At 65.1% G+C, this 24,872-nt stretch carries 21 protein-coding genes; 15 read left to right on the forward strand and 6 right to left on the reverse strand.

The features are described 5' to 3' along the window. Positions 1-50: 50 nt before the first annotated feature. From acnA to FJV43_RS17735, 3 genes are all read left to right on the forward strand, one after another. Positions 51-2,771, forward strand: coding sequence for an aconitate hydratase AcnA (acnA, locus tag FJV43_RS17725; RefSeq protein ID WP_239628909.1), 2,721 nt, complete (start codon positions 51-53; stop codon positions 2,769-2,771). Positions 2,772-3,004: 233 nt separating this feature from the next. Next, positions 3,005-3,781 carry a DUF1223 domain-containing protein gene (locus FJV43_RS17730; RefSeq protein WP_239628911.1) on the forward strand — a complete coding sequence of 259 codons (777 nt, stop codon included), beginning with the start codon at positions 3,005-3,007 and terminating at the stop codon, positions 3,779-3,781. Positions 3,782-4,320: 539 nt separating this feature from the next. Beyond that, on the forward strand, positions 4,321-4,692 hold the full coding sequence (locus FJV43_RS17735; RefSeq protein WP_028177741.1) for a DUF2794 domain-containing protein: 372 nt from the start codon (positions 4,321-4,323) through the stop codon (positions 4,690-4,692). A 248-nt stretch (positions 4,693-4,940) separates the two neighbouring features. On the opposite strand, the gene FJV43_RS17740 is transcribed toward FJV43_RS17735, so the two are convergent. From FJV43_RS17740 to FJV43_RS17755, 4 genes are all read right to left on the reverse strand, one after another. Then, a complete protein-coding gene (locus FJV43_RS17740) occupies positions 4,941-5,471 on the reverse strand; it encodes a GNAT family N-acetyltransferase (protein WP_239628913.1) in 531 nt (176 codons plus the stop codon). Between the two features lie 217 nt (positions 5,472-5,688). Beyond that, entirely contained in the window at positions 5,689-6,480 is a 792-nt protein-coding gene (locus FJV43_RS17745; protein ID WP_028177739.1) for a Bax inhibitor-1/YccA family protein, read from the reverse strand. A gap of 268 nt (positions 6,481-6,748) precedes the next feature. Next, a complete protein-coding gene (locus FJV43_RS17750; protein ID WP_239628915.1) occupies positions 6,749-9,319 on the reverse strand; it encodes an FtsX-like permease family protein in 2,571 nt (856 codons plus the stop codon). Further along, positions 9,316-10,038 carry an ABC transporter ATP-binding protein gene (locus tag FJV43_RS17755; RefSeq protein ID WP_239628917.1) on the reverse strand — a complete coding sequence of 241 codons (723 nt, stop codon included), beginning with the start codon at positions 10,036-10,038 and terminating at the stop codon, positions 9,316-9,318. The genes FJV43_RS17750 and FJV43_RS17755 overlap by 4 nt, the downstream gene beginning before the upstream one ends. Before the next feature lie 55 nt (positions 10,039-10,093). On the opposite strand from FJV43_RS17755, the gene FJV43_RS17760 reads away from it, so the two are divergent. Then, positions 10,094-10,729 (forward strand): arylesterase, encoded by a 636-nt coding sequence (locus FJV43_RS17760; RefSeq protein ID WP_239629461.1) that lies wholly within the window; start codon positions 10,094-10,096, stop codon positions 10,727-10,729. Between the two features lie 172 nt (positions 10,730-10,901). Further along, on the forward strand, positions 10,902-11,438 hold the full coding sequence (thpR, locus tag FJV43_RS17765) for an RNA 2',3'-cyclic phosphodiesterase (protein WP_239628919.1): 537 nt from the start codon (positions 10,902-10,904) through the stop codon (positions 11,436-11,438). A gap of 22 nt (positions 11,439-11,460) precedes the next feature. Here the strand turns inward: thpR and FJV43_RS17770 are convergent, their stop codons facing one another. Together FJV43_RS17770 and FJV43_RS17775 are read right to left on the reverse strand one after the other, a co-directional pair. After that, the gene (locus FJV43_RS17770; protein WP_239628927.1) at positions 11,461-11,865 is read right to left on the reverse strand and encodes a type II toxin-antitoxin system VapC family toxin; all 405 of its coding nucleotides are present in this window, start codon (positions 11,863-11,865) and stop codon (positions 11,461-11,463) included. Continuing rightward, entirely contained in the window at positions 11,865-12,119 is a 255-nt protein-coding gene (locus FJV43_RS17775; RefSeq protein WP_239628929.1) for a type II toxin-antitoxin system VapB family antitoxin, read from the reverse strand. The genes FJV43_RS17770 and FJV43_RS17775 overlap by 1 nt, the downstream gene beginning before the upstream one ends. A 177-nt stretch (positions 12,120-12,296) precedes the next feature. Between FJV43_RS17775 and zapE the strand changes: the two genes are divergently transcribed. The 10 genes from zapE (at position 12,297) to FJV43_RS17825 (ending at position 24,834) form a co-directional block, all read left to right on the forward strand. Further along, positions 12,297-13,484 (forward strand): cell division protein ZapE, encoded by a 1,188-nt coding sequence (gene zapE / locus FJV43_RS17780; RefSeq protein WP_239628931.1) that lies wholly within the window; start codon positions 12,297-12,299, stop codon positions 13,482-13,484. A gap of 252 nt (positions 13,485-13,736) precedes the next feature. After that, complete coding sequence (gene mdh / locus FJV43_RS17785; protein ID WP_028177733.1) at positions 13,737-14,705, forward strand: malate dehydrogenase; 969 nt, start codon at positions 13,737-13,739, stop codon at positions 14,703-14,705. A gap of 202 nt (positions 14,706-14,907) precedes the next feature. Continuing rightward, a complete protein-coding gene (sucC, locus tag FJV43_RS17790; protein ID WP_239628932.1) occupies positions 14,908-16,104 on the forward strand; it encodes an ADP-forming succinate--CoA ligase subunit beta in 1,197 nt (398 codons plus the stop codon). A gap of 4 nt (positions 16,105-16,108) precedes the next feature. Continuing rightward, positions 16,109-16,588, forward strand: coding sequence for a DUF1579 domain-containing protein (locus tag FJV43_RS17795; RefSeq protein ID WP_239628933.1), 480 nt, complete (start codon positions 16,109-16,111; stop codon positions 16,586-16,588). 33 nt (positions 16,589-16,621) lie between these two features. After that, positions 16,622-17,506 (forward strand): succinate--CoA ligase subunit alpha, encoded by an 885-nt coding sequence (gene sucD / locus FJV43_RS17800; RefSeq protein ID WP_028177730.1) that lies wholly within the window; start codon positions 16,622-16,624, stop codon positions 17,504-17,506. A 137-nt stretch (positions 17,507-17,643) separates the two neighbouring features. After that, positions 17,644-20,601, forward strand: coding sequence for a 2-oxoglutarate dehydrogenase E1 component (locus FJV43_RS17805; RefSeq protein ID WP_239628934.1), 2,958 nt, complete (start codon positions 17,644-17,646; stop codon positions 20,599-20,601). 172 nt (positions 20,602-20,773) lie between these two features. After that, positions 20,774-21,997, forward strand: a complete 1,224-nt coding sequence (gene odhB, locus FJV43_RS17810; protein WP_239628935.1) for a 2-oxoglutarate dehydrogenase complex dihydrolipoyllysine-residue succinyltransferase — start codon at positions 20,774-20,776, stop codon at positions 21,995-21,997. Positions 21,998-22,063: 66 nt separating this feature from the next. Then, entirely contained in the window at positions 22,064-22,813 is a 750-nt protein-coding gene (locus FJV43_RS17815; protein ID WP_239628937.1) for an SDR family oxidoreductase, read from the forward strand. A 57-nt stretch (positions 22,814-22,870) separates the two neighbouring features. Further along, positions 22,871-24,271, forward strand: a complete 1,401-nt coding sequence (gene lpdA, locus FJV43_RS17820; RefSeq protein WP_239628938.1) for a dihydrolipoyl dehydrogenase — start codon at positions 22,871-22,873, stop codon at positions 24,269-24,271. Between the two features lie 32 nt (positions 24,272-24,303). Continuing rightward, positions 24,304-24,834 carry a hypothetical protein gene (locus FJV43_RS17825; RefSeq protein ID WP_239628940.1) on the forward strand — a complete coding sequence of 177 codons (531 nt, stop codon included), beginning with the start codon at positions 24,304-24,306 and terminating at the stop codon, positions 24,832-24,834. Positions 24,835-24,872: the final 38 nt, after the last annotated feature.

Raw genomic sequence — 24,872 nt, forward strand, 5'->3', positions numbered from 1 at the left:
ACGGTGTTAAAATACCCTGCCGGGTATAGCTAACAATTGGGATCTCCTACATGACCTCGCTCGACAGCTTCAAATGCAAAAAGACCCTCAAGGTCGGCGCCAAGACCTATGTGTATTACAGCCTGCCCACGGCCGAGAAGAATGGTCTGAAGGGAATTTCGAAACTTCCCTATTCGATGAAGGTCCTGCTCGAGAACCTGCTGCGCAACGAGGACGGCCGCTCGGTCAAGAAGGAAGACATCGTCGCGGTGTCGAAATGGCTGCGCAAGAAGTCGCTGGAGCATGAGATCGCCTTCCGTCCCGCGCGCGTCCTGATGCAGGACTTCACCGGCGTGCCCGCGGTGGTCGACCTCGCCGCGATGCGCAACGCGATGCAGAAGCTCGGCGGCGATGCAGAGAAGATCAACCCGCTGGTTCCCGTCGATCTCGTCATCGACCACTCCGTGATCGTGAACTTCTTCGGCGACAACAAGGCCTTCGGCAAGAACGTCACCGAGGAATACAAGCAGAACCAGGAGCGCTACGAGTTCCTGAAGTGGGGCCAGAAGGCGTTCTCGAACTTCTCCGTCGTGCCGCCCGGCACCGGCATCTGCCACCAGGTCAACCTCGAATATCTGGCCCAGACGGTCTGGACCAGGAAGGAGAAGATGACGGTCGGCAAGAAGACCGGCACCTTCGAGGTGGCCTATCCCGACTCGCTCGTCGGCACTGATTCGCACACCACTATGGTCAACGGTCTTGCCGTGCTCGGCTGGGGCGTCGGCGGCATCGAGGCGGAAGCCTGCATGCTCGGCCAGCCGCTGTCGATGCTGCTGCCCAACGTCGTCGGCTTCAAGCTGAAGGGCGCGCTGAAGGAAGGCGTCACTGCGACCGACCTCGTGCTGACCGTGACGCAGATGCTGCGCAAGCTCGGCGTGGTCGGCAAGTTCGTCGAGTTCTTCGGCCCGGGCCTCGACCATCTCTCGGTCGCCGACAAGGCCACAATCGCCAACATGGCGCCCGAATATGGCGCGACCTGCGGCTTCTTCCCGGTGGACGCCGCCGCGCTCGACTACCTCAAGACCTCCGGCCGCGCCTCGGCGCGCGTCGCGCTGGTGCAGGCCTATGCCAAGGCGCAGGGCCTGTTCCGCACCGCCAAGTCGCCCGATCCGGTGTTCACGGAAACGCTGACCCTCGACCTCGGCGACGTCGTGCCGTCGATGGCGGGCCCGAAGCGTCCCGAAGGCCGCATCGCGCTGCCGACCGTCGCGGAGGGCTTCTCGCTTGCGCTCGGCAGCGAGTACAAGAAGGCCGACGAGCCCACCAAGCGCTTCCCGGTCGAAGGCAAGAATTTCGATATCGGCCATGGCGACGTCGTGATCGCCGCGATCACCTCCTGCACCAACACCTCGAATCCGAGCGTCTTGATCGGCGCCGGCCTGCTCGCGCGCAACGCCGCGGCGAAGGGCCTCAAGGCCAAGCCGTGGGTGAAGACCTCGCTCGCCCCGGGCAGCCAGGTGGTTGCGGAATATCTCGCCAATTCCGGCCTGCAGCCCCATCTCGACAAGGTCGGCTTCAACCTGGTCGGCTTCGGCTGCACCACCTGCATCGGCAATTCCGGTCCGCTGCCTGAGGAGATCTCGAAGTCGATCAACGACAACGGCGTTGTCGCGGCCGCCGTGCTCTCCGGCAACCGCAACTTCGAGGGCCGCGTCTCGCCGGACGTGCAGGCCAACTATCTGGCCTCGCCGCCGCTGGTCGTCGCCTACGCGCTCGCCGGCAGCGTCACCAAGAACCTTGCCGCCGAGCCGCTCGGCGAGGGCAAGGACGGCAAGCCGGTGTACCTGAAGGACATCTGGCCGACGACGAAGGAGATCAACGCCTTCATGAAGAAGTTCGTGACCGCGTCGATCTTCAAGAAGAAATATGCCGACGTGTTCAAGGGCGACACCAATTGGCGCAAGATCAAGACGGTCGAGAGCGAGACCTATCGCTGGAACATGTCTTCGACCTACGTGCAGAACCCGCCCTATTTCGACGGCATGAAGAAGGAGCCGGAGCCGGTCACCGATATCGTCGAGGCGCGCATCCTCGCCATGTTCGGCGACAAGATCACCACCGACCACATCTCGCCGGCCGGTTCGATCAAGCTGACCTCGCCCGCTGGCAAGTATCTCAGCGAGCACCAGGTGCGTCCGGCCGACTTCAACCAGTACGGCACGCGGCGCGGCAACCATGAAGTGATGATGCGCGGCACCTTCGCCAACATCCGCATCAAGAACTTCATGCTGAAGGGCGCCGACGGCAACATTCCGGAAGGCGGCCTGACCAAGCACTGGCCCGACGGCGAGCAGATGTCGATCTACGACGCCGCGATGAAGTACCAGCAGGAGCAGGTGCCGCTGGTGGTGTTCGCCGGCGCCGAATACGGCAACGGCTCTTCGCGCGACTGGGCGGCGAAGGGCACGCGTCTGCTCGGCGTGCGCGCCGTGATCTGCCAGAGCTTCGAGCGCATCCACCGCTCCAACCTGGTCGGCATGGGCGTGCTGCCGCTGACTTTCGAGGAAGGCACCTCGTGGTCGTCGCTGGGCCTGAAGGGCGACGAGAAGGTCACGCTGCGCGGCCTCGTCGGCGACCTCAAGCCGCGTCAGAAGCTGACCGCGGAGATCGTCTCCGGCGACGGTTCGCTGCAGCGCGTTTCGCTGCTCTGCCGCATCGATACGCTGGACGAGCTCGACTACTACCGCAACGGCGGCATCCTGCACTACGTGCTGCGCAAGCTCGCGGCGTAAGCGCGGATTTGTGAACGATGGCTCACTGCGAAGTGAGTAGAAGCCTAAACGAAGGCGGCCTATCAAAGGCCGCCTTCGCGCGTTTGCGGTACGTTTCAGATGGGCCCGCCCGGCGGAAAACCTTCCCTTGGACGGTTGGCTGGACGGACGAATGTACCGCGCCCCGTAAGACTACGGTGACCATCCGGCGATAAGATTCCCCTTCCCACGAGCAATGGTGTGCGGCGTTCGACATGACGACAATGACGGCTTCTCATCCGATTTCGCGCTGGTCCAATGCCCTCTGGACGGGAGCTCTCGGCATCTGCGCGATCGTCGCCGTCATCCGTCCCGCGCAGGCTGATCCCCGCGCCGTTGTTGAATTGTTTACCTCGCAGGGCTGCTCCTCCTGCCCGCCCGCCGATCAGATCATCGGCGATCTCTCGAAAGACCCGTCGATCATCGCGTTGAGCATGCCGATCGACTATTGGGACTATCTCGGCTGGAAAGACACGCTGGCGGACTCGCGCTTCTCCGCACGGCAGCGTGCCTATTCGCGCATGCGCGGCGACCGCGAGGTCTACACGCCGCAGGCCGTCGTCAACGGCTCCACGCATGTCATCGGCAGCGATCGCGCCGGCATCGAGAATGCGATCGGCAAGACCGACAAGGGCACCGGCGTGATGAGCGTGCCGGTGACGATGTCACTGTCGGGCAAGCACATCAACGTCTCGGTGGCCGAAAGCAAGGAGCCCGCGGTCTCGCACGGCGAGGTCTGGATCTGCTCGATCGCCAAGTCGGTGCCGATCGCGATCACCCGTGGCGAGAATCGCGGACAGCAGGTCACCTATCACAACGTGGTGCGCAACCTGCTCAAGGTCGGCGACTGGACCGGCCGTCCGGAAAGCTGGACGGTGCCGATCGAGAACCTCACGCGCGATGGCGTCGACGGCGCGGTGGTCTATGTCCAGGACGGCAGCCGGGAGAAGCCCGGCCCGATGCTTGGTGCGGCCTACACGTCGCTGCGCTGACCTGCAGCAGAGCTCGTCTCTGCAAATCTCGCCTTCGTCATTCCGGGGCAGGGCTTCCGGCGCGAGCCATGATGCGCGGTTGCGCATCTCAAGGATCCATCGTTCCAATGTTCGGGCTAGCGCTTCGCTCGCCCCGAGTGACGGTTGCCAGACACGTCCAGACACAAACAAAAAAGGACCAACTCGCGTTGGCCCTCCTTGCCGTGCGCACAGACCCGATCCTGTTCGACCCCGGGGGGCTGGGGGCTGAGGAATCCGGAACCGAAAGGACCGGGTCAACGCACAGGACTCTTTATCGCAGTGCAGGGCGGCGGGCGGTGGGCGGAAAAGCGGCGATACTATGATTCCTGCTAACGATCCCGTGACGGTTTGCCGCGACAAAGTTCCACCCCTGCGTGTGCCCTGACTCGCAGCGGATTCGGTGGGTTGAGCCCCTTGCGGCGCGGAACGGTTGGCGCAATCATGCAATTGTCATGAGTGCGGTTCCGGGGACGGTCTTCGCGGACGCGGTCATGGCGTGCGATGAGGAGGCGCTTCCCATGAGCCTGATGTCGGAGGATGCCGATCCGAGCGAGCAGCGCGCGGCGGCGCGCCCCGCCGCTGCGAATGCGCAGCCGAACCGGGTGACGTTCAACCGGCTCGAGCTGCACCGGATTCTCAATCTCTATGGCCGCATGGTTGCCGACGGCGAATGGCGCGACTACGCCATCGACTTCCTGAAGGACCGCGCCGTGTTCTCGGTCTATCGCCGCGCCTCGGAAGTGCCGATCTATCGCATCGAGAAGGACCCGCGGCTCGCGCGCAAGCAGGGCATGTACAGCGTGATCTCGGCGACCGGGCTGATCCTGCGCCGCGGCCATGAGCTCGAGCGGGTGTTGCTGGTGATCGATCGGAAGCTGGCGGTGGTTTAGCAGAACGAACGCTGCGTTGGGTGGGCAAAGGCGCAAAGCGCCGTGCCCACGATCTCTCGCCATCGTTACGTTTGGTGGGCACGCTTTCGCTTTGCCCCACCCTGCAGCAGCCGTGATGTGCGCGAACTCCGTAGCCCGGATGAGCGAAGCGACATCCGGGTCTTGTCTCGCAGCGTTCCCGGGTATCGCGGAGCCTGTCATCGGGCGGCGCTTTGCGCCGACCCGTTGGCTCACCCGGGCTACAGAACCTACCTCCCCGGCACCGTGCTTGCGCCCTCGCCGAGGTCCCGCTGCATCATCACCGTGTCCAGCCAGCGGCCGAATTTCAGCCCGACATTGGGATGCGTGCCGATCATCTTGAAGCCGGCTTTGGTGTGCACGCCGATCGATCCGGCGTTGGCGGAATCGCCGATCACCGCGATCATCTGGCGAAAACCGCGCGCCTCGCATTCGGTGATCAGCCGTTCCAGCAGCAACGAGCCGACGCCGCGGCGGTGGAAGGAGGGATCGAGATAGATCGAGTTCTCCACCGTGAAGCGGTAGGCCGGCCGCGGCCGGTAGGCGCCGGCATAGGCGTAGCCGGCAATGCTGCCGTCGAGCATGGCGACGAAATAGGGATAGCCGCCGTCGATCAGCGTGCGGTAGCGACGCGTCATCTCGGCGAGGTCGGGCGGCTCCAGCTCGAACGTCGCCGTGCCCTCGCGGACGGCCTGCTGGTAGATGGCGGTGATGGCGGGAAGGTCGGCCTCGGTTGTGGGCCTGATTTCGGGTGCGGACATGGCGCGGAGATTAGAGCGTTCGCACGGAGGCTGGAAGAGCCCCGGCTGCCTCAGCACCCGTCATTGCGAGCGAAGCAATCCAGAAATGCATCCGCGGAGGGACTCTGAATTGCTTCGTCGCAAGGGCTCCTCGCAATGACGAGGAGAGGCATGGGCCCATAAACAAAAACCCCGGCCTTTCGGCCGGGGTTCGCGTCCGTCTCTCTCGTCGTTGCGCTTACTCGCGCTGGCCGAGCAGCTGCAGCAGCAGCGTGAACAGGTTGATGAAGTTCAGGTACAGCGACAGCGCGCCGGTGATGGCCGCACGCTCTGCGATGTCACCGCCGGCCGAGGCGTAGCCGTAGATGTAGTCGTTCTTCAGCCGCTGCGTGTCCCAGGCGGTGAGGCCCGAGAACACCAGCACGCCGACCACCGACACGATGAACTGCAGCATCGAGCTGGCCAGGAACAGGTTCACCAGGCTGGCGAGGACGATGCCGATCAGGCCCATGAACAGGAACGAACCCATCCCGGTGAGGTCACGCTTGGTGGTGTAGCCGTACAGGCTCAGCGCACCGAAGGTCGCCGCGGTGATGAAGAATACCCGCACGATCGAGGTGTGCGTGAACACCAGGAAGATCGACGACAGCGAGATGCCCATCAGCGCCGAGAACACCCAGAACAGGATCTGGGCGGTCGAGGGGGCGAGACGGTTGATGCCCGCCGAGATCACGAACACCATCGCGAGCGGCGCGAGCATGAACAGCCACTTCAGGGGGCTGACGAACATGGCGTAGCCGAACGGCGTCAGGAACAGCTTGCCGACGCGGACCGCTTCCGGGGTCGCAACGTCGGTCACGGCGGCCATGTAGACGCCGAGGGCGGCCAGGCCAGTGATGGCCAAGCCGATGGTCATGTAGTTGTAGATGCGCAGCATGTAGGCGCGCAGGCCGGCATCGACCGTCGCGGCGTCAACACGCCCGGCGGCCCTGCCGAAAGGAGAAGCGTAGTTACGGTCTAGGTCCGACATGGTCGAAATCCCGCTGGTTGGCCGGTCCGGCATGAGGGTCGCCATGCCGCCGGTTCGTCAATTCTATCTCGGATACCGATGCCAGCCGACTAAATTTTGGCTAACAATCGGGACTCCGAACCCATTCGATATGTGGGAAACTAACACATTCGCTGCAACCGTCCACGCGCGGCCGAATGTCGCCCTCACCCACAATCCAGACGAGCAGTCGTGGTTAATCGCAGGAATCGTGCGATTCCGCTCCCGCGCGGCGACCCGCTACATTTTGTCACAAATTCCGCAACACCGTCGCGGGCTTTTTGTTCAGCGCCAGCAACGTGCCGGCAAGGCCGAGCCCGACGGTGACGACCAGCGCGGCCGCGACCACGCCGGCCGCGCTGCCGGCCTGCCAGACGAAGCTGAGCGTCATCAGCCGCGTCACGATCATCCAGGCCGCGATGCTGCCAGCGATCACGCCGAACACCGCGGTGGCGAGCCCGATCAGGAGGTACTCCAGCGCATAGGCGCCGAGCAGCCGCAGCCGCGTCGCCCCCAGGGTCTTCAGGATCACCGCATCGTAGACCCGGTGGCGGTGGCCGGCTGCGAGCGCCCCGCCCAGCACCAGGATCGCCGAGATCAGGGTGACGGCACTGGCGCCGCGGATCGCCAGCGCCAGGTTGGTCACCACCGAGCCGACCGTCTCCATCACCTCGCGCACGCGCACGCTCGTCACCATCGGATAGGCGTCGGCCACCTGCTTGATGATCTTGCCGTCGCCCGCGGCATTGCCGCCGGCCTCGGTCAGGGTCGCGATATGGGTATGTGGGGCGCCCTTGAAGGCGTTCGGCGAGAAGACCAGGACGAAGTTGATGCCGAGCCCTTGCCAGTCGATGGTGCGCAGATTGCCGATTCTCGCCGGGATGTCGCGGCCGAGCACGTTGACCACGATCTCGTCGCCGAGCTTGAGGCCGAGTCCGTCGGCGATCTTCTTCTCCATCGAGACCAGCGGCGGCCCGGAATAATCGGCGCTCCACCATTCGCCCTCGACTACCTTGGAACCTTTCGGCAGCTCGCCGGTGTAGGTCAGGCCGCGGTCGCTCTGCAGCACCCATTCGGAATCGGTCGTCGGCTTGAGTTCCTCGGCGCGGACGCCGCGCGCGGCGACGATGCGCCCGCGCAGCATCGGCACGTCTTCGACCTTCGCGCCGGGCGCGATCTGGCGCAGATAGAGGTCGAACTGCTCGGCCTGCGCGCTCGGAATGTCGATGAAGAAAAAGGATGGCGCCTGATCGGGCAGAGCTGCGAGGAACTGCCGGCGCAGATTGCCGTCGATCTGGGTGATGGTGACGAGCACGGCGAGCCCGAGCCCCAGCGACAGCACGACCGAAGGCGTCAGCGCGCCGGGCCGGTGGATGTTGGCGATCGCCAGGCGCAGCATCGGCAGCCGCGTCCGCGGCAGCCGCCGCGCGATGGTCATCAGCAGGGCGGCGATGCCGCGCAGCAGGGCGAACACGACCACCGAGGAGGCGACGAATACCGCGGCGATGCGCTTGTCGAAGGAGAGGCCGATCACAACCGCGATGAGCAGGGCGATCACGAGCCCCATGAACAGGAGATAGCCCAGGCGCGGCCGGTGCCATTCGGAGCTGATGGTGTCGCGGAACAGCGCGGCGACCGGCACGTCGTGCACGCGGCCAAGCGGCCACAGGCCAAAGGCCAGCGCGGTCAAGAGGCCGTAGACGAAGGACAGCGCGAGTTCGTCGGCATGCACGGCCGGCACCACGGGCAGCGGGAGCAGCTTGCCGAACAGGCCGACGATCGCAAAGGGCATGGCGGCGCCGAGCACGAGGCCGATCACCGAGCCGATGCAAGCGAGCAGCATGACCTGCGCAAGATAGATGCCGAAGACGTCGCGCCCGGTCGCGCCCACGGCCTTGAGGGCCGCGATCACCTCGAGCCGGCGGTCGATATGGCTCTTCACGGCATTGGCGACGCCGACGCCGCCGACCAGCAGCGCCGCGAGGCCGACCAGGGTCAGGAACTGCGTGAAGCGGCTGATGTTGCGCTCGAGCTGCGGCGAGGCATTGGAGCGGCTGCGAATCTCCCAGCCGGCCTGCGGCACGGCGTTGCGGGCGTCCGCGATGAAGGCTTCGGTGGCGCGCTCGCTGTTCGCGGCATCGGGCAGCTTGACCCGGTAGACCCAGCGCACCAGGCTGCCGGGCTGGATCAGGCCCGTGGCGCGCAGGCCCGCCTCGCTGATCAGGAAGCGTGGCCCGAAGCCGATGCCGCCGGCGAGCTTGTCGGGCTCGGATTCGACCGTCGAGCGGATCTGGAAGGTCGCCGAGCCGATGGTGACGCGGTCGCCGGTCCTCAGCGAGAGCCGCGCCAGCAGCGTCGGATCGGCGGCGGCGCCGAACGCGCCGTCACGCTCTGCGAGCAGGTCGGACATCGGCAGGGGCGGTGCCAGCGTCAGCTGGCCCAGCAACGGATAGGTGTCGTCGACCGCCTTCATCTCGACCAGGGCCAGCTTGCCGTCAGTCGTGCGTGCCATGCCGCGCAAGGTCGCCGCCGTCGACAGCGTGCCGCGCGAGCGCAGGAAGGCGACCTCTTCGGGCTTGGCCTCGCGCTGGAACAGCACGAAGGAGACGTCGCCGCCGAGCAGCGTGCGGCCTTCGCGCGCGAGGCCGTCGGAGAGGCTCGCGGACACCGAGCCGACGCCGGCGATCGCCATCACGCCGAGCGCGATGCAGGCGATGAAGACATAGAAGCCGCGCAGGCCCCCGCGCAATTCGCGCAGGGCATAGCGCAGCGACAGCGCAACGCCGCCCGGCCTCGCGAATGGTTCGACTGCCGCGCTCATGCCGGCGCAGACTGCGTGTCGATGCGCCCCGAGCGCAGGCGGATGACGCGATCGCAGCGATGCGCGAGCGAGGAATCGTGCGTGACCAGCACCAGGGTCATGCCGCGCTCGGCGTGCTTGCTGAACAGGAGATCGACGATCTGTTTTCCGGTTGTCTCGTCGAGATTGCCGGTCGGCTCGTCGGCGACGAGGATCGCGGGATCGGGCGCCAGCGCGCGCGCCAGCGCAACGCGCTGCTGCTCGCCGCCGGAGAGCTGCGTCGGATAGTGATGCAGGCGGTCGCCGAGCCCGACCGATTGGAGCTCCTGCGCCGCGCGCCGCGCAGCATCGGGATTGCCGGCAAGCTCGAGCGGCACGGCGACGTTCTCCAGCGCCGTCATGGTTGGAATCAGATGGAAGGACTGGAAGACGATGCCGACCTGGCGGCCGCGGAAGCGGGCCAGCGCGTCCTCGTCGAGGGCATTGAAAGGCGTGCCATTGACCACCACCTCTCCGCTATCAGGACGCTCCAGCCCCGCCATCACCATCAGCAGCGTGGATTTGCCCGAGCCTGACGGGCCGATCAGGCCGATCGTCTCGCCCGAGGCGACCCGCAGGCTGATATCCTTGAGGATGTGAACGCGTGCTGCGCCCGCGCCCAATGAGAGATTGACGTTGGAGATGGCGATGGTGTCCGCGGCGGTAGCGGCGAGCGAAGAGGGGTCGATGCGAGTGTCCATGGTCCGGTCATATGGCAACTCCGACAGCGCGGTCGAGAGGCGTTACGGTTTGTTCATGCACATAGCCGTGTTGATGCTCGCTTTGATGACGATGGCGCCCCCCGCCTGGGCGGACGCCGCAAAGCCGATCAGGCTCGTCGTTCTCGGCGATTCCCTCAGCGCCGGTCTCGGCCTCCCGGCCCAGGAGGCGTTCCCCCAGAAGCTCAAAAAAGCGTTGCAGGCCAAAGGCATAGAGGTCGACATGATCAATGCCGGGGTGTCCGGCGACACCTCCTCCGGCGGCCGCGACCGGCTCGACTGGTCGGTGCCCGATGGAACCGATGGCGTCATCGTCGAGCTCGGCGCCAACGATGCGTTGCGCGGCATCGATCCCGACCTGACGCGCGCCGCGCTGACCGACATCATCCAGCGGCTCAAGGCGCGCAAGATCGCGGTGATGCTCTGCGGCATGCTGGCGCCGCCGAACTACGGCGCCGACTATGCCGCTCGCTTCAATTCGATTTATCCGGATCTGGCGAAAAAATTCGACGTGCCGCTCTACCCGTTCTTCCTCGAAGGCGTGGCGGCCGACGCCAAGCTCAACCAGGCCGACGGCATTCATCCGACTGCGGCCGGAGTCGACATCATCGTCGGCAACATCATGCCCACCGTGGAGGCATTCCTTGGCACGATAGCTGAGCAACGGCGTTGAAATGCAGGCAGCGCTAACCCTAATTCCCAGGGTTTTACGGAGGTGAGGCGCGGCATGCTTCGCAGAGTCACACAACTGCGATAGGAATCAGGGTACCGGTGATTCGTCGCCGGCTCTAATTTGGATATGATCCTGCTCAGGGATCGTACCCAAGCATCGGGAGTGCGAAACGATGCCGCGTTTGTTCACGGGTCTGGAAATTCCGGCCGAGATCGGCCAGTCGCTTTCCAACTTGAGGGGCGGCCTCCCCGGCGCCCGCTGGATCGATCCCGAAAATTATCACGTCACCTTGCGCTTCATCGGCGACATCGACGGCGTCTCCGCGAACGAGATCGCCTCGATGCTGTTTCGCGTCGACCGCAAGCCGTTCGAGGTGAAGGTGCAGGGCCTCACGAGCTTTGGCGGCCGCAAGCCGAGGGCAGTCGTCGCGACGATCGCGCCGAGCAAGCCGCTGATGGAATTGCAGGCCGAGCTCGAGCGGATGATGCAGCGGATCGGCCTCGATCCGGAGGGACGCAAGTTCACACCGCACGTCACGCTGGCCCGGCTGTACGACGCCTCCGACCGCGACGTCGCCGACTATCTCTCGCTGCGCGGCTACTTCCCGAGCAAGGCGTTCATGGCGGAGCGCTTCGTGCTGTTCTCGTCCCGCGCCTCCACCGGCGGCGGCCCCTATGTCGTCGAGGACGCCTACGAGCTGTGTGCGTGAGAGGGGCCTCACCCCGCGCGCGCTATCGGAGCGGCGCCGCGACTGGTCGGCTGACATCGGTCTTCGCGAAGTCCTCGCCTTTGAACAGCAATGGTTCGCTGCGGGTCATAGCCAGCGCGTAAGAAAAGCAATCACCGTAGTCGAGCGATGCGGTGTGACGCCCCTTCCCGTAACGCCGCCAGGCGCGCCGTGCCGCATCGGCTTGAAAGGCATCTACTGCCACGATCTCTGCGCCGACCTTGACGAGCCAGAGATCGAGCTCGCGCCCGCCAGCGTCACCGAGCCGCGTTTCGATCACCATCGTTGCTTCGAGCACGGTTGCGGCAGAGATCAGGCGGATTGGATCGTCCGCGATCAGTCGCTCCATACTGGCTGCATCGGCTTCATTGAACGCAATGGCCACGATCGCAGATGTGTCGATCACCATCAGCGCGGCAATCCATGCTCGTCATATCCGAGAATTTCCTCGGGCGAACGGTCGTCCACGACGCGCATTTCGCTCCAGCGTCGCCTGATCTCGGCCATGTCCTCCAGCAAGGCGTCCTTGCGGGTTTGACTGCCGAGCCTGCGCAATCGCTCCTCGATGGCGCGCTTGGTTGCGGTCGTGATGGTCTCGCCGGTCAATTGCGCCAGGCTTCGCGCCAATTGCTCTGTTTCGGGGTCCTTGATGCTCAGGGCCATCTTGAGGTTCCTTGGTTCCTCAATAGGTATATTCTAGCCCGGGTCCGCGCAACAACAGACGATGCCCCGAGCTGGAGCGTCGCGGCATCAACGCACGTTGAGCTCGCCGAGGACGGCGCATGCCCGGTGTGCCAATACGCAGTTGCAATTTCCGCCGGTCTCTGGCGGTAAAGGGCCATGCTCTCCACTCCCAGTTCCCCCTTCAGCGACGCATACCAGGCCCAGATCGCCTCCGGCGCGATCGAGCCCGATGCCGCGCAGGCCGAGGTCGCGGAGGCCTATGCGGCGCTCGACCAGCGGCTCGCCACTTACAAGCCGCAGCGCAAGCAGGGCCTGCTCAGTCGCCTGTTCAGCAGCAATGACAAGGACGACGTGCCGCGCGGGCTCTACATCCACGGCGAGGTCGGCCGCGGCAAGACCATGCTGATGGACCTGTTCTTCCAGCACAGTACCGTCGAGCACAAGCGGCGCGCGCATTTCCACGAATTCATGGCGGATGTGCATGAGCGCATCTACGACTTTCGCCAGAGCATTGCGCGCGGCGATATCGCCGACGGCGACGTCATCGCGCTGACCGCGAACGCGATCTTCGAGGAGAGCTGGCTGCTCTGCTTCGACGAATTCCACGTCACCGACATCGCGGACGCGATGATCCTGGGGCGCCTCTTCGCCAAGCTGTTCGAGCTCGGCACCGTGGTGGTCGCGACCTCCAACGTCGCGCCTGACGATCTCTACAAGGGCGGCTTGAACCGCTCGCTGTTCGTGCCCTTCATCAAGCAGATCACCGACCACATGGATGTCGCGCGGCTCGACGCGCGGACCGACTTCCGGCTGGAGAAACTTCAGGGCGTGCCGATGTGGCTGACGCCGGCGGATGGCGATGCGGACGCCGCGCTCGACCGTGCCTGGAAGCGGATGTCGGGCGGCGCCAAATGCAGGTCGCGCGACATTTCGATCAAGGGACGCATCCTGCACGTGCCGTGCTCGGCCCATGGCGTGGCGCGGTTCTCGTTCGCCGACCTCTGCGAGAAGCCGCTAGGTGCATCCGACTACCTCAGGCTGGCGCACGACTATCACACCATCCTGGTCGACCATATTCCAGTGATGGACCTCTCCCAGCGCAACGCCGCCAAGCGATTCATCACGCTGATCGACGCGCTCTATGACAACGCCGTGAAGCTGATGGCCTCGGCCGACGCCAATCCGATCTCGCTCTACCTCGCCACCGAGGGTAACGAGGCCAACGAGTTCAAGCGGACCGCCTCGCGCCTGATCGAAATGAGCTCGGAAACCTATCTGGCGCTGCCTCACGGCCGCAAGGATTCAACCGCGAGCGGCTCGACCAAGGGCCTGGTGGAGACTTAAGTCCTATTTGCCCACCGCTGTCATTCCGGGGCGCGCGGAGCGCGCGCCGGGAATCCATCGGTCCACCTACTCTGCCGCCCGATGGATTCCGGGCCTGCGCTTGGCGGCGCATCCCGGAATGACGAGGATGTGGCTGGCGCCTCTCTCGGCAAGCCCGACAATTGGGCATTCGGCGACTTGAACGGGGGAGACGAAAGGGATAACCACCCGTCTCAGTTTTCCCCTCCTTACGTGTCTAAAGGACAGGTTCACATGGCGCGCGACAAGATTGCTTTGATTGGCTCCGGTCAGATCGGCGGAACGCTGGCTCATCTCATCGGCCTGAAAGAGCTGGGCGACGTGGTGATGTTCGACATCGCCGAGGGCGTGCCGCAGGGCAAGGCGCTCGACATCGCGCAGTCCTCGCCGGTCGACGGCTTCGACGCGCACTACAGCGGCGCGAATTCCTACGAGGCGCTCGACAACGCCAAGGTCTGCATCGTGACCGCCGGCGTGCCGCGCAAGCCGGGCATGAGCCGCGACGACCTCCTCTCCATCAACCTCAAGGTCATGGAGCAGGTCGGCGCCGGCATCAAGAAGTACGCGCCCGACGCTTTCGTCATCTGCATCACCAACCCGCTCGACGCCATGGTCTGGGCGCTGCAGAAGGCCTCTGGCCTGCCGCACAAGAAGGTCGTCGGCATGGCCGGCGTGCTGGATTCGGCCCGCTTCCGCTACTTCCTGGCGGACGAGTTCAACGTCTCGGTCGAGGACGTCACCGCCTTCGTGCTCGGCGGCCATGGCGACACCATGGTGCCGCTGGTGAAGTACTCCACCGTCGCCGGCATCCCGCTGCCCGACCTCGTCAAGATGGGCTGGACCTCGCAGGCGCGCCTCGACGAGATCGTCGACCGCACCCGCAACGGCGGCGCCGAGATCGTCAACCTCCTCAAGACCGGCTCGGCCTTCTATGCCCCGGCCGCGTCCGCGATCGCGATGGCCGAGAGCTATCTGAAGGACAAGAAGCGCGTGCTGCCCTGCGCCGCCTATCTCAACGGCGAGTACAGCGTGAAGGACATGTATGTCGGCGTCCCCGTCGTGATCGGCTCCAAGGGCGTCGAGCGCGTGGTCGAGATCGAACTCGCCGGCAAGGACCGCGAGGCCTTCGACAAGTCGGTCGGCGCCGTACAGGGCCTGGTCGATGCCTGCAAGAAGATCGCCCCCGATCTTCTCGGCCGCTAAGCCGCAAGCAATACCCCGCCGAAGATCGAAACCCGGTCTTCGGCGGTTTCACTTCCGGAGCCCGTGACCGGGCGGGTTCCGGCGCAGTCCAGATCTCGAAGTCAAAGAATCCAGGTTGCAGTTCCTGTGGTATATGGTATGCCAGCCACAAGACTGAGGTGGGCCCATGAGGTCACCGCCCGCGGGTTCAGGGAGCGACCATATGAATATCCATGAATATCAGGCCAAAGCGCTGCTGGGTGAGTTCGGCGTGCCGATCTCCAAGGGCGTCCCGGTCCTCAAAGCCGCCGACGCCGAAGCTGCTGCCAAGGCGCTGCCTGGCCCGGTCTGGGTGGTGAAGAGCCAGATCCATGCCGGTGGCCGCGGCAAGGGCAAGTTCAAGGAAGCCTCTGTCGGCGACAAGGGCGGCGTGCGCATCGCCAAGTCGGCCGCCGAGGTTGCCGAATTCGCCAAGCAGATGCTCGGCGCCACGCTGGTGACGATCCAGACCGGCCCCGCCGGCAAGCAGGTCAACCGCCTCTACATCGAGGACGGCTCCGACATCGACAAGGAATTCTATCTCTCGCTCCTGGTCGACCGCGAGACCTCGCGCGTCTCGTTCGTCGTGTCGACCGAAGGCGGCGTCAACATCGAGGACGTCGCGCACAATACGCCCGAGAAGATCGTGACCTTCTCGGTCGATCCCGCCACCGGCATCATGGGCCATCACGGCCGCACCGTCGCCAACGCGCTGAAGCTCTCCGGCGATCTCGCCAAGCAGGCCGAGAAGCTCACCGCGCAGCTCTACGCCGCCTTCGTCGCCAAGGACATGTCGATGCTGGAGATCAACCCGCTGGTGGTGACCAAGCAGGGCCAGCTCCGCGTGCTCGACGCCAAGGTGTCGTTCGACGACAACGCGCTGTTCCGTCACCCCGAGGTGCTCGCGCTGCGCGACGAGACCGAGGAAGACGCCAAGGAAATCGAGGCGTCCAAGTACGACCTCAACTACGTCACCCTCGACGGCAACATCGGCTGCATGGTCAACGGCGCCGGTCTTGCCATGGCGACGATGGACATCATCAAGCTCTACGGCATGTCGCCGGCGAACTTCCTCGACGTCGGCGGCAGCGCCAGCAAGGAGAAGGTCGCAGCCGCCTTCAAGATCATCACCGCCGATCCCAACGTGAAGGGCATCCTGGTCAACATCTTCGGCGGCATCATGAAGTGCGACGTGATCGCCGAGGGCGTCACGGCGGCGGTTCGTGAAGTCGGCCTCAACGTGCCGCTGGTGGTTCGCCTCGAAGGCACCAATGTCGAGCTCGGCAAGAAGATCATCGATGAATCCGGACTGAACGTCGTTGCGGGCGACAATCTCGACGATTCCGCGCAGAAGATCGTGAAGGCCGTCAAGGGAGGCTAAGGCCATGGCCCAGGACCATCTCGCCGCACCATCTCCGCTTCCCGAGCACGCGCGTCTCGCCGCGTTCGCCGGCGAATGGAATGGCGAAGAGGTGGTCTTCCCGTCGCGCTGGACGGAAGGCGGGCCGGCGACCTCTCGCGTCGTCGCCCGCATGGACCTCAACGGGTTCTACCTGATCCAGGATTCGGCTCAGATGCGCGACGGCAAGCAGGTCTTCGCCACTCACGGCATCTTCACCTACGATCCCGACGACCGGACCTACAAATTGTTCTGGTACGACTCGCTCGGCTACACGCCGCCCTCGCCCGCTTCGGGCGGGTGGGTCGGCAAGACCCTGACGCTGGTGCGCGGCTCGCTCCGCGGCAATGCGCGCCACGTCTACGAGATCATCGACGACGATTCCTATTCGTTGAAGATCCAGTTCTCGCCGGACGCGGAAGGCTGGGCCGACGTGCTCACCGGCGTCTACCGCCGCATCCACTGACCTCTCACTCGTTAGTTCGCGAAAGCAGACCTCATGTCCATCCTGATCGACAAGAACACCAAGGTCATCTGCCAGGGCTTTACCGGCAAGAACGGCACCTTCCACTCGGAGGCTGCGATTGCCTACGGCACCAAGATGGTCGGCGGCACCTCGCCGGGCAAAGGCGGCTCGACGCATCTGGGTCTGCCGGTGTTCGACACCGTGCGCGAGGCGCGTGAGAAGACCGGCGCCGACGCCTCGGTGATCTACGTGCCGCCGCCGGGCGCGGCGGATGCGATCTGCGAAGCCATCGACGCCGAGATCCCGCTGATCGTCTGCATCACCGAGGGCATTCCTGTTCTCGACATGGTGCGGGTGAAGCGTTCGCTGGCCGGCTCCAAGTCGCGCCTGATCGGGCCGAACTGCCCGGGCGTCATGACCGCCGGCGAGTGCAAGATCGGCATCATGCCGGCCAACATCTTCAAGACGGGCTCCGTGGGCATCGTCTCCCGCTCGGGCACGCTCACTTACGAAGCCGTGTTCCAGACCTCCCAGGAAGGCCTCGGCCAGACCACGGCGGTCGGCATCGGCGGCGACCCGGTCAAGGGCACGGAGTTCATCGACGTCTTGGAGATGCTGCTCGCCGACCCCAAGACCGAATCGATCATCATGATCGGCGAGATCGGCGGTTCCGCCGAGGAGGACGCCGCCCAGTTCCTCAAGGACGAGGCCAAGCGCGGTCGCAAGAAGCCGATGGTCGGTTTCATCGCCGGTGTCACCGCCCCTCCCGGCCGCCGCATGGGGCATGCCGGTGCGATCATCTCGGGCGGCAAGGGCGATGCCGGTTCCAAGACCGAGGCGATGAAATCGGCTGGGATTACAGTGTCCCCGTCGCCCGCCCGCCTCGGGCACACGCTTGCCGAAAAGTTGAAAGGCTAATTCACTCCTTCGTGCTTTTCCGGGCGAAGTTTCGCAGCAAATAGGGTAAAGGGTGCCTGTCGCGCCGAGCCTCTGCCGGGGAGCTCGGCGCCAGCGCCGTTTGTTATGCGCGAACCGAAATCGCCAGGAACTCCAGTATGTCTCGCCAGGACGCGAACGCAGCCTTTGCCTTGTCTTCCTTTTTGCAGGGCACCAACGCCACCTACATCGACGAAATCTACGCCCGCTACGAGAAGGACCCGTCCTCGGTCGATGCCGAGTGGCAGGAGTTCTTCAAGAGCCTCAACGACCAGCCCTCTGACGTCCGGAAGAACGCCCAGGGTCCGTCCTGGGAGCGCGCCAACTGGCCGCTGACGCCGAAGGACGATCTGACCTCGGCGCTCGACGGCAACTGGGCCGAAGTCGAGAAGGCGGTCGGCACCAAGATCGCCGCCAAGGCGCAGGCAAAGGGCGCCGACATCTCCTCCGCCGACATCCTCCAGGCCACGCGCGACTCCGTCCGCGCCCTGATGCTGATCCGCTCCTACCGCATGCGCGGCCATTTCCATGCCAAGCTCGACCCGCTCGGCATCGAAGCGCCGCGCAACCGCGAGGAGCTCGATCCGCGCACCTACGGCTTCACCGAGGCCGATTACGATCGCAAGATCTTCCTCGATCACGTGCTCGGCCTCGAATACGGCAGCTTGCGCGAGATCACCGCGATCTGCGAGCGCACCTACTGTCAGACGCTCGGCGTCGAGTTCATGCATATCAGCAATGCCGCGCAGAAGGCCTGGATCCAGGAGCGCATCGAGGGGCCCGACAAGGAGATCTCGTTCACGCGCGAAGGCCGCAGAGCCATCCTGATGAAGCTGATCGAAGCCGAAGGCTTCGAGAAGTTTTGCGACACCAAGTTCACCGGCACCAAGCGCTTCGGCCTCGACGGCGGCGAATCGCTGATTCCCGCGCTGGAGCAGATCATCAAGCGCGGCGGCAATCTCGGCGTGAAGGAGATCGTGCTGGGCATGCCGCATCGCGGCCGCCTCAACGTGCTGACCCAGGTGATGGGCAAGGCACACCGCGCGCTGTTCCACGAATTCAAGGGCGGCTCGGCCAATCCCGACGCGGTCGAGGGCTCCGGCGACGTCAAATATCACCTCGGCGCCTCCTCGGACCGCGAGTTCGACGGCAACCGGATCCATCTGTCGCTGACCGCCAACCCCTCGCATCTCGAGATCGTCGATCCCGTCGTGCTCGGCAAGGTCCGTGCGAAGCAGGACCAGCACGGCGATCCGCCGGACATGCGCATCTCCGTCATGCCGCTCCTGATGCATGGCGACGCCGCGTTCGCCGGCCAGGGCGTGGTCGCCGAGTGCTTCGGCCTGTCCGACCTGAAGGGCTACCGCACCGGCGGCTCCGTGCACTTCATCGTCAACAACCAGATCGGCTTCACCACCTATCCGCGCTACTCGCGCTCCTCGCCCTATCCGTCCGACGTGGCGAAGATGATCGACGCGCCGATCTTCCACGTCAACGGCGACGATCCGGAAGCCGTCGTGTTCGCGGCCAAGGTCGCGACCGAGTTCCGGCAGAAATTCCACAAGCCCGTCGTCATCGACATGTGGTGCTATCGCCGCTACGGCCACAACGAGGGCGACGAGCCGGCCTTCACCCAGCCGGTGATGTACAAGCGGATCGCGGCCCATCCCTCGACCCTCACGCTCTACTCCAAGCGCCTGATCGCCGAAGGCGTGGTCACCGAGGGCGAGGTCGACAAGCTGAAGGCGGACTGGCGCGCCCGGCTCGATGCCGAGTTCGAGGCCGGCACCTCCTACAAGCCGAACAAGGCCGACTGGCTCGACGGCAAGTGGTCCGGCTTCAAGATCGCCGACCAGGAAGAGGACGCGCGTCGCGGCGTCACCGGCGTCGACCTTCCGATCCTGAAGGACATCGGCCGCAAGATCACCAAGGTGCCGGACGGTTTTCGCGTCCACCGCACCATCCAGCGCTTCCTCGACAACCGCGCCAAGGCGATCGACACCGGTGCCGGCATCGACTGGGCGACCGGCGAAGCGCTGGCGTTCTGCACGCTGCTCCAGGAAAACCACCATGTCCGCCTGTCCGGACAGGATTCGGAGCGCGGCACCTTCTCGCAGCGCCACTCGGTCCTGATCGACCAGGAGGACGAGAGCCGCTACACGCCGTTCAACCATCTCGGCAGCCAGCAGGGCCATTACGAGGTCATCAACTCGCTGCTGTCGGAAGAGGCCGTGCTCGGCTTCGAATACGGCTATTCGCTCGCCGAGCCGAACACGCTGACGCTCTGGGAAGCCCAGTTCGGCGACTTCGCCAACGGCGCGCAGGTCGTGTTCGACCAGTTCATCTCCTCGGGCGAGCGCAAATGGCTGCGCATGTCCGGTCTCGTCTGCCTCCTGCCGCACGGCTATGAGGGCCAGGGACCGGAGCACTCCTCGGCGCGCCTCGAACGTTTCCTGCAGATGTGCGCGGAAGACAACATGCAGGTGGTCTACCCGACCACGCCGGCGAACTACTTCCACGCGCTGCGCCGCCAGCTGCACCGCGAGATCCGCAAGCCGCTGATCATGATGACGCCGAAGTCGCTGCTGCGTCACAAGCGGGCGGTGTCGCGTCTCGAAGAGCTGGCGAAGGGAACGACCTTCCACCGCATCCTGTACGATGACGCCCAGATGCTGCCGAGCGAGGCGATCAAGCTCGTTCCGGACGAGAAGATCCGCCGCATCGTGCTCTGCTCCGGCAAGGTCTATTACGACCTCTACGAGGAGCGCGAGAAGCGTGGCATCGACGACATCTATCTGATGCGCATCGAGCAGCTCTATCCTGTGCCGCTGAAGGCGCTGGTGGCCGAGCTCTCGCGCTTCAAGAAGGCCGAAGTGGTGTGGTGCCAGGAAGAGCCCCGCAACATGGGTGCCTGGCACTTCATCGAGCCCTATCTGGAATGGGTGCTGAACCAGGTGAACGGCGTGAGCCGGCGTCCGCGTTATGTCGGCCGCGCCGCTTCCGCCGCAACCGCCACGGGTCTGATGTCCAAGCATCAGGCGCAGCTGAAGGCGTTCCTGGACGAAGCACTGAGCTAGGCAATTTCAAACTGAGTCATGCCCCGCGAAGGCGGGGCATCCAGTACTCCGCGGCATTCGTTCTGCTCATCGACGTCACGGCGTACTGGATCGCCCGCCCCCGTGCGCAAGCGCGCACAAGGCGGGCGATGACACATGAATTCAAGACCGCGATCTCCTTAAGGAAAAGACCATGACTGAAATTCGTGTGCCGACGCTCGGCGAATCCGTCACCGAGGCCACCATCGGCCGCTGGTTCAAGAAGGCCGGCGATCCCGTCGCCGTCGACGAGCCCCTGGTGGAGCTCGAGACCGACAAGGTCACCATCGAAGTCCCGGCCCCCTCCGCGGGCACGCTGAGCGAGATCATCGCCGCCGATGGTGCGACCGTCGCCGTCGGTGCGCTGCTCGGCCAGATCACCGAGGGGGCCGGTGCTGCCAAGCCCGCCGCCGCTCCCGCCAAGCCGGCCGCGGCTCCGGCTGCTGCCGCCGCTGCGCCGAAGGCGCCGCCGGCCGATGCGCCGCTCGCCCCGTCCGTGCGCAAGCTGTCGGCCGAGACCGGCATCGACGCCTCGACCGTGCCGGGCTCCGGCAAGGACGGCCGCGTCACCAAGGGCGACATGCTGGCTGCGATCGAGCGCGCCGCCTCGGCGCCGACCCCGGTCAACCAGCCCGCCGCCGCCGTGCAGGTTCGCGCGCCGTCGCCGGCCGATGACGCCGCCCGCGAAGAGCGCGTCAAGATGACCCGCCTGCGCCAGACCATCGCGCGCCGCCTCAAGGACGTGCAGAACACCGCGGCCATGCTCACGACCTTCAACGAGGTCGACATGACCAACGTCATGGCGCTGCGCGCGCACTACAAGGACGCGTTCGAGAAGAAGCACGGCGCCAAGCTCGGCTTCATGGGCTTCTTCACCAAGGCCGTCGTGCAGGCGCTGAAGGACATCCCGGCGGTCAACGCCGAGATCGACGGCACCGACCTGATCTACAAGAACTACTACCACATCGGCGTCGCCGTCGGCACCGACAAGGGCCTCGTCGTGCCCGTGGTGCGCGACTGCGACCACAAGTCGATCTCCGACATCGAGAAGAGCATCGCCGATTTCGGCCGCCGCGCCCGTGACGGCCAGCTCAAGATCGACGAGATGCAGGGCGGCACCTTCACTATCACCAATGGCGGCATCTACGGCTCGCTGATGTCGACCCCGATCCTGAACGCGCCGCAGTCCGGCATCCTCGGCATGCACAAGATCCAGGAACGCCCGATGGTCGTCGGCGGCAAGATCGAGGTTCGCCCGATGATGTACCTGGCGCTGTCCTACGATCACCGCGTCATCGACGGCAAGGAAGCCGTCACCTTCCTGGTCCGCGTCAAGGAGAGCCTGGAAGATCCGGCGCGCCTGGTGCTCGATCTCTGATCCCTGTTGCTCTGCGAGCGCCGTCGCGATCAGCGCGGCGGCGCGTGTCGAACCATGGAGGTGCGCATGACGGATAAGGTCGTTGTCATCACCGGCGGCAGCCGCGGCATCGGGCGGGCGACCGCGATCGCGGCGGCCGCGCGCGGCTATCGCGTCGTGGTCGGCTATGCCAGCAACAAGAAGGCGGCCGACGAGGTGGTCGCGCAGATCGAGGCCGCCAACGGCAAGGCCATCGCGGTGAAATGCGATGTCGCCGAGGAAAGCGACATCCTCGCCCTGTTCAAGGAAGCCGACGAGCTGGGCACGCTTGGCGCGCTCGTCAACAACGGCGGCATCGTCGGCAAGAGCGGCGTGCGCGTGGACGAAATGTCGGCCGAGCGCATCCAGCGCGTGATGGCGGTGAACGTGACCGGCTCCATCCTCTGCGCGCGCGAAGCTATCAAGCGGATGTCGACCAGGCACGGCGGCGAGGGCGGCGTCATCGTCAACCTCTCGTCCGTTGCTGCCAGGCTCGGAGCGCCCAACACCTATGTCGATTACGCCGCGTCCAAGGGCGCGGTGGATTCCTTCACCGTCGGCCTCGGCTACGAGGTCGCGGGCGAAGGCATCCGCGTCGCCGCCATCCGTCCCGGCCTGATCGACACCGAGATCCACGCCGCCGGCGGCGAGCCCGACCGCGCCCATCGCCTGGCCCATATGGTGCCGATGAAGCGCGTCGGCACCGCCGAGGAAATCGCCAATGCCATCGTCTGGCTGATGTCGGACGAGGCCTCCTACGTCACCTCAGCCATTCTCGATGTGTCCGGCGGACGCTGACGCACCGGCGGACGCTGACACATCCTCATCACGCCAAACTTCACGGGACTTTCACTCATGGCTACCTACGATCTCGTCGTCATCGGCACCGGACCGGGCGGTTACGTCTGCGCGGTGCGCGCAGCCCAGCTCGGCATGAAAGTCGCCGTGGTCGAAAAGAACGCCACGCTCGGCGGCACCTGCCTGAACGTCGGCTGCATGCCGTCGAAGGCGCTGCTCCACGCCTCCGAAATGTTCGAGGAAGCCGGCCATTCCTTCGCCAAGATGGGCGTGGCGGTCTCGTCGCCGAAGCTCGATCTGCCCGCGATGATGAACTTCAAGCAGCAGGGCATCGACGGCAACGTCAAGGGCGTCGAGTTCCTGATGAAGAAGAACAAGATCGACGTGCTCAAGGGCACCGGCAAGATCCTAGGCACCGGCAAGGTCGAGGTCTCCGCCGACGGCAAGTCGCAAGTCATCGAAGCGAAGAACATCGTCATCGCCACCGGCTCCGACATCGCGCGTCTGAAGGGCATCGAGATCGACGAGAAGCGCATCGTGTCGTCCACCGGCGCGCTGTCGCTGGACAAGGTCCCCGGCAAGCTGCTGATCGTGGGTGCCGGCGTGATCGGCCTCGAGCTCGGCTCGGTCTGGCACCGTCTCGGCGCCGAAGTCGTCGTCGTCGAATTCCTCGACCGCATCCTGCCCGGCATGGACGGCGAGATCGCCAAGCAATTCCAGCGCATCCTCGAGAAGCAGGGCTTTGCGTTCAAGCTGGGGGCCAAGGTCACCGCGGTCGACACTTCGGGCAAGACGCTGAAGGCGACGATCGAGCCCGCTGCCGGCGGCGCTGCCGAGACGCTGGAAGCCGACGTCGTGCTCGTCTGCATCGGCCGCGTGCCCTACACCGACGGTCTCGGTCTGAAGGAGGCCGGCGTCGCGCTCGACGCGCGCGGCCGCGTGCAGATCGATCCGCATTTCGCCACCAGCCTGAAGGGCGTCTATGCCATCGGCGACGTCGTCGCGGGCCCGATGCTCGCGCACAAGGCCGAGGACGAGGGCGTTGCAGTCGCCGAGATCATCGCCGGCCAAGCCGGCCACGTGAACTACGACGTCATTCCGGGCGTCGTGTATACCACGCCGGAAGTGTCCTCCGTCGGCAAGACCGAGGAGGAACTGAAGCAGGCGGGCGTCGGTTACACCGTCGGAAAGTTTCCGTTCACCGCCAATGGCCGCTCCAAGGTCAACCAGACCACTGACGGCTTTGTGAAGATTCTCGCAGATGCGAAGACCGATCGCGTGCTCGGCGTTCACATCATCGGCCGCGAAGCCGGCGAAATGATCCATGAAGCCTGCGTTCTCATGGAATTCGGCGGCAGTGCCGAGGATCTCGCGCGCACCTGCCACGCCCATCCGACCCGCTCGGAGGCCGTCAAGGAAGCCGCGCTTGCGGTCGGCAAGCGGGCCATCCATATGTAGGCACGCCCAGCACCGAATCGGGCGGGAAACACATGCTGCGCCGCCTCCTTCAACCGGTCTGGGTCCTGCTTGCGATCATCTTCCTGATCGAAGCCTGGCTGTGGGACCATCTCGAGCCGATCGTTGCCAGGGTCGTCGCAGCCATCCCGCTCGCGCGGTTCAAGCATTGGCTGACGGAGCGCGTCAATGCGCTGTCGCCGGCCATGACGCTGATCGTGTTCGCGGTCCCCATCGTCCCGCTGTTTCCGCTCAAGCTGGTTGGCTTGTGGCTGCTCGCGCACGAATATTGGACCAGCGCGGTCTTCATGATCGTGTTCGCAAAGCTGGTCGGCGTCGGCGTCACCGCCTTCGTGTTCGACGTGACGCGCCACAAGCTGCTGGAGATGCACTGGTTCGAGCGGATCTATGATCTGGTGCTGAAGGTGCGCGCCAAGGCCGCCGAACTGGTCGATCCGATCAAGCGCCGCATCCGCGAGTTGATCGCCGGCAACGGGCAGGGGTGGTCCGTTCGCACGCTTCGCCTGATTCAGCGCTTCCGCAAGAGCGTGCACGAAGCGCGGTGAGCGCCGGCACAATCATTCTCTCACCGTCGCCCTGAGGT

The organism is Bradyrhizobium sp. I71 (assembly GCF_022354745.1).
Taxonomy (GTDB): domain Bacteria; phylum Pseudomonadota; class Alphaproteobacteria; order Rhizobiales; family Xanthobacteraceae; genus Bradyrhizobium; species Bradyrhizobium liaoningense.